Raw genomic sequence first — 5,073 nt, 5'->3', positions numbered from 1 at the left:
GTCGGCGATGGGTGCTTGCCTCAACCTGGCCCGCTGCCGCGGGATCGCCGACAAGGTCGGCTCCCACCAAGTCGGCTCCCACACATTCGGCACTCCCACAAGGTGGGCTCCCACCAGGGTCGGCACTCGACAAAAAAAGCCGGCCCTTGCGGACCGGCTTCTCACCACACCAAGTGACTGGCGGCGCTTACTGCACGCGCGAGACGTTGCCCTGTTCGTCGACGACCACGATGTCGCCTTCGCGGATCGCCGAAGCGTCCTTGACCTGCACGTTGGTGTAGCCGCCGGTGCCCATCTTCAGGCGCAGGGTGTAGGTGTCGCTGCCGCCGCCCTTGCCGATCGCGTTGCCGGCGAAGCCGCCGCCCACCGCGCCGCCGACGGTGGCGAGGGTCTTGCCCTTGCCCTTGCCGACCTGGTTGCCGAGCACGCCGCCGGCGATGGCACCGATCACCGCGCCCGCGGTGCCGTGGTCGCGGCCGGCGGTGACGTTGTGTTCGATGCTCTGGACCACGCCGCACTGGTCGCAACGCACGTAGATGCCGTCGCTGCGCGTCAGCGTGGCGGCCGATACGGGGGCGACGACAGCGCTTGCGAGCAGGGCGGCCAGCGGGAGGCCGAGGACGGTCTTGATGTTCATGGAAGCTCCTTAGGGACGACCGATGGGAGGTGGCCGTCAGCGACACCAGTCTAAGCATGTCGACTGAACGGAGATCGAGCGCAATTCTCATTTCACGCGTCGCATGGATACTACGCCGATGAGTACCGCCATCGTCTGGTTTCGTCGTGACCTCCGTCTCTCGGACAATCCCGCGCTCACCGAGGCCGCGAGGAGGCACGGGCACGTCGTTGCCTTATACGTGCATGCCCCCGAGGAGGAGGGCGAATGGGCGCCGGGCGCGGCCAGCCGCTGGTGGCTGCATCATTCCCTGGAGGCGCTGGATGCATCGCTGGCGAGGCATGGGGGTCGGCTCGAGATCCTCGGTGGGCGCAGCATCGACGGGCTCCGTGCCGCCATCGAGGCCACCGGTGCCGCCGCCGTCTACTTCAACCGCCTGTACGAACCAGAGGCTATCCGGCGCGACAAGGCTGTCAGGCATGCGCTGGAGGGCGATGGCATCGAGGTGAAGTCGTTCAACGCGGCGCTTTGGGTCGAGCCGTGGGATGTGGCGACGAAGCAAGGCGAACCGTATCGGGTGTTCACGCCGTTCTGGCGGAACGTGCGCACGCGAATCGACGAGATCGAGGTTCTGCCGGAACCGCCCCTGGGAAATCTGCCCTTGGTGAAGCCGCCCTTGGAGAGGCCTCCCTTGGAGAGGCCTCCCTTGGGGAAGTCACCCTTGGGGAGGCCCTTCCTGTGGGAGCCGCTTCAGCGGCGATGGGTGCTTGAGGTACCGTTGCCCGCTGCCGCGGGATCGCCGCTGAAGCGGCTCCCACAAGAGGGACGGTTCCCACAAGAGGGGTGGCTCCCACAGGCGGGGCGGCTCCCACACGGGCGGCTCCTGCGGGACGGTCCGCTGGACGTGGCGGATCTCGGCTTGCTGCCGAAGCGCGACTGGGCGCGGGGGTTTGCGGGATGGACGCCGGGTGAAAAGGGGGCGCACGAGTTGCTCGCGCTTTTCGCCGACGACGCGGTCGGCCACTACGTCGAAGGCCGCGACCTTCCGGCACGCCATGGCACCTCGCGTTTGTCGCCGCACCTGCACTGGGGCGAGATCTCGCCGGCGCAGGTGGCCGCGGGGCTGCGTTCGCATGCGGCCGGGCAGCGGAAGGCCGTCGACATCGAGCCCTACCTGCGCCAGCTGGGTTGGCGCGAGTTCGCCCACCACCTGCTCTACCACTTTCCGAGGACGCCGAAGGAAAACTTCAATCCGACGTTCGACGCCTTCCACTGGGTGAAGCCCGACGCGCACGCGCTTCGCCGCTGGCAACGGGGACACACCGGCATTCCCATCGTCGATGCCGGCATGCGCGAACTCTGGGCGACAGGCTGGATGCACAACCGCGTGCGCATGCTCGTGGCGAGCTTGCTGACGAAGAACCTGCGCCAGCACTGGGTGCTCGGCGAGAAGTGGTTCTGGGACACGCTGGTCGACGCCGACCTCGCCAACAACGCCATGGGCTGGCAGTGGGTGGCCGGTAGCGGCGCGGATGCCGCGCCGTACTTCCGGATCTTCAATCCGGTGACCCAATCGGAGAAATTCGATCCGGAAGGTGCCTATATCCGCCGCTGGGTACCCGAGTTGGCAAAGGCACCCGGGCGGCTCGTCCACGCGCCATGGGAGGACGAGGCCTTCCTGGAAAGCTCCGGCTACCCACCGCCGATCGTCGACCTCAAGTCGTCGCGCGACAGCGCGCTCACGGCTTACCGATCGATGTCCGGCGGTCGCGCAGGAGCAGGGCCAGCACCGGTGGCGTGATCATGGCGGTCAACAGCGACATCGCCACGATCACCGCGTAGATCCGTTCGTCGAACACGCCAGCCGCAAGCCCCAGGCTGGCGATCACCACGCCGACCTCGCCGCGCGGAACCATGCCGAAGCCCACGATGGTCGCGCCGCGCTTGCCGAGCGTGATCGCGCCGAGGAAACCACCGGCGAGCTTCGAGACGATGGCGATGACGGTGACGACGGCGAGCATCCACAGCGCGCTGGCGCTGCCCAGCTCGGCGAGGTTCACCTTGGCGCCGGTGACGACGAAGAAGAACGGCGTGAGGAAGGCGAGCAGGGGCGCGGTCTGTTCCTCCAGCTGGTGGCGCTGGCTGGTCTCCGACGCGATCATGCCCGCCAGGAAGGCGCCGATGATGGCCGCGAGGTGGAACTTCATCGAGAGGAAGGCCAGGCCCAGGCACAGCGCGAGCACGATCGCCAGCGGCGACATCGGATTGCTGGGCTTGTCGAGCCAGCCCGAGCCACGACGCATCACGCGCGCGCCGCCCCAACCGATCACCGCGACAAAGCCGATCGCGCCGAGCAAGGTGCCGACCAGGCTGCCGACGTCGACGGCGCCACCGCCCTGAAGGGACGACACCACGCCGAGCAGGAGCATCGCGAGGATGTCGTCGATCACCGCCGCGCCGAGGATGATGCGGGCCTCCCGCCGTTGCAGCACGCCCAGTTCCTGCAACACCCGTGCGGTGATGCCGGCCGAGGTGGCGACGAAGGCGGCGGCGACGAACATGGAACGAATCCAGTCGAAACCGGAGCCATGCGCCCACAGCGAGCCGAGGGCGAACGGGATGACCACCCCCAGCACGCCGACGAGGAAGGCGCTGGTGCCGACCTTCTTCAGGTCGTCGAGCCGGGTTTCCAGGCCCACCGAGAACAGCAGCAGGATGACGCCGATCTCGGCGAGCACATCCAGCGGCGTGCCGGTGGCGATATCGGGAAGGGTCACCCAGCCCAGCGCCGAGGGTCCCACGGCGCAGCCGGCGGCGATTTCGCCCACCACGGAGGGCAGGCGCAGGCGCTGCGCGATCTCGCCGCCAATCTGCGCGGCGACGAAGATGATGAACAGGGTCAGCAGGATGCCGGCGGAGTCATGCATGGGATCGGTCCAGATCGAAGCCGCGAAGGAAGGCGCGGTGTCCTTGAGGGTAACCTCTATGAAGTCGTTTCCGCAGCCTTCGCCGATCGCGTATCGCGCAGTCGCCCGAATATCCAGCTCGCGGCCAGGGTGATCAGGCCGAGCACGATGACCGACCAGCGGAAGGCCCACACGTAGCCCTGGGCATTATGCGAGGCGAGGAAACCGCCCATCAGCAGCGATGCCAGGGCGATGCCGAAGCTCATCGACAGGTACTGCGCGGTCGAGGCCATCGACGAGGCCATGGAAGCGTATTTCACGTCGAGGTCGACGTAGGCTAGCGTGTTCATCGAGGTGTACTGCAGCGACATCACCGCGCCATACACGTAGACGAAGGCGACGATCACCCACGGTGGCGAGTCCGGCGTGAGCAGGGCGAAGGAACACAGCACCACCGATACGGCGATGGTGTTGCCCAGCAACAGCCGGCGGTACCCGAAATAGGTGAGCAGGCGATCGATGAAGGGCTTGACGCTGATCGAGCCGATCGCCTGCGGCACCATCATCAGGCCGGCGGCGAGCGGCGACCAGCCACAGCCGATCTGCAGGAACAGCACCAGCAACAGGTACATGCCCGACACGCCCAGGCGTGTGAACAGGTTGCCGGCCAGCGACACCCAGACACTGCGCACCTTCAGCAGCGAGAGGTCGCTCACGGGGAATTCGGTGCGCCGGCTGTGGCGCACGTAAAGCGAGGCCAGCGCCACGCCGCCCAGGGCGTAGCCCGCGACGGCCAGGCCGTGTCTGGTGTCCGCGCCGTCGCCACCGAGCGTTTCAGCCGCCATCAGGCACAGTGCCGAGGCTCCGGCGAAGAGCAGGAAGCCCAGGGTGTCGAAACGGTGCGCGCGGTCGAGGCGGTAATCCGGCATTTTCCGGCGGTTGAGCAGCAGGCCGACGAGGCCCACGGGCACGTTGATGAGGAAGATCAGGCGCCAGTTGGTGAACTCCACCAGCGCGCCGCCCAGCAACGGGCCGAACACCGAGCCGAGCAGGCCGAAGGTGGCCACCGTGGTCATCGAACTGACGAACTCGCGGCGATCGATGCTGCGCACCAGCACGTAGCGGCCGACCGGCATCAGCGCGGCGCCGCCCAGGCCCTGGACGATCCGCGACGCCACCAGTTGCGGCAGGCTCTGCGCCACGCCACAGAGCAGCGAGCCGAGGGCGAAGACGAGGATCGCGCCGCCGAACACGCGGCGCGTGCCGAAGCGGTCGCACAACCAGGGGCTCATCGGGATGAAGATGGCCAGGGTCAGCACGTAGCTGGTCAGGGCCGTGCGCATGCTCTGTGGCGTCACCTCGAGCGCGCCCGCGATGGCGGGCACGGCCGTGTTGACGATCGTCGAATCCAGCGCCTGCATGAAGAACGCCGCCGAAACGAGCCAGATCAGGCCGCGATAGCGCGTCTTGCTGGACGGTTCAGCCGGGGCGAGTGCCGGGCGGTCGGTGGGTAGGGCGTGGACGTCGGTGGGTTCGGGGGCGGCGATGACG

The 5,073-nt window shown here is 67.7% G+C and carries 4 protein-coding genes; 1 reads left to right on the top strand and 3 read right to left on the bottom strand.

Features of this window, described 5'->3' with window-relative positions; translation table 11 throughout:
- Window positions 1-187: 187 nt before the first annotated feature.
- Window positions 188-637 carry a glycine zipper 2TM domain-containing protein gene (locus ACR9ZJ_RS18865; RefSeq protein ID WP_426287761.1) on the bottom strand — a complete coding sequence of 150 codons (450 nt, stop codon included), beginning with the start codon at window positions 635-637 and terminating at the stop codon, window positions 188-190.
- 118 nt (window positions 638-755) lie between these two features.
- Between ACR9ZJ_RS18865 and ACR9ZJ_RS18860 the strand changes: the two genes are divergently transcribed.
- The gene (locus ACR9ZJ_RS18860; RefSeq protein WP_481288629.1) at window positions 756-2,417 is read left to right on the top strand and encodes a cryptochrome/photolyase family protein; all 1,662 of its coding nucleotides are present in this window, start codon (window positions 756-758) and stop codon (window positions 2,415-2,417) included.
- Here ACR9ZJ_RS18860 and ACR9ZJ_RS18855 read toward each other — a convergent pair.
- Window positions 2,356-3,543 carry a cation:proton antiporter gene (locus ACR9ZJ_RS18855; RefSeq protein ID WP_481288628.1) on the bottom strand — a complete coding sequence of 396 codons (1,188 nt, stop codon included), beginning with the start codon at window positions 3,541-3,543 and terminating at the stop codon, window positions 2,356-2,358. The two genes, ACR9ZJ_RS18860 and ACR9ZJ_RS18855, sit on opposite strands and share 62 nt — an antisense overlap.
- Before the next feature lie 56 nt (window positions 3,544-3,599).
- A complete protein-coding gene (locus ACR9ZJ_RS18850; protein WP_481288630.1) occupies window positions 3,600-5,069 on the bottom strand; it encodes an MFS transporter in 1,470 nt (489 codons plus the stop codon).
- Window positions 5,070-5,073: the final 4 nt, after the last annotated feature.

The organism is Luteibacter sp. KNZ12-1A, assembly GCF_056755675.1.
The sequence above is the reverse complement of the archived record's forward strand: the minus strand, read 5'-3'. Positions and strand labels throughout refer to the sequence as shown.

Coding starts and splice junctions, on each gene's coding strand:
- ACR9ZJ_RS18860 (WP_481288629.1), top strand. CDS start 756: ATGAGTACCGCCATCGTCTGGTTTCGTCGTGACCTCCGTCTCTCGGAC.
- ACR9ZJ_RS18855 (WP_481288628.1), bottom strand. CDS start 3,543: ATGCATGACTCCGCCGGCATCCTGCTGACCCTGTTCATCATCTTCGTC.
- ACR9ZJ_RS18865 (WP_426287761.1), bottom strand. CDS start 637: ATGAACATCAAGACCGTCCTCGGCCTCCCGCTGGCCGCCCTGCTCGCA.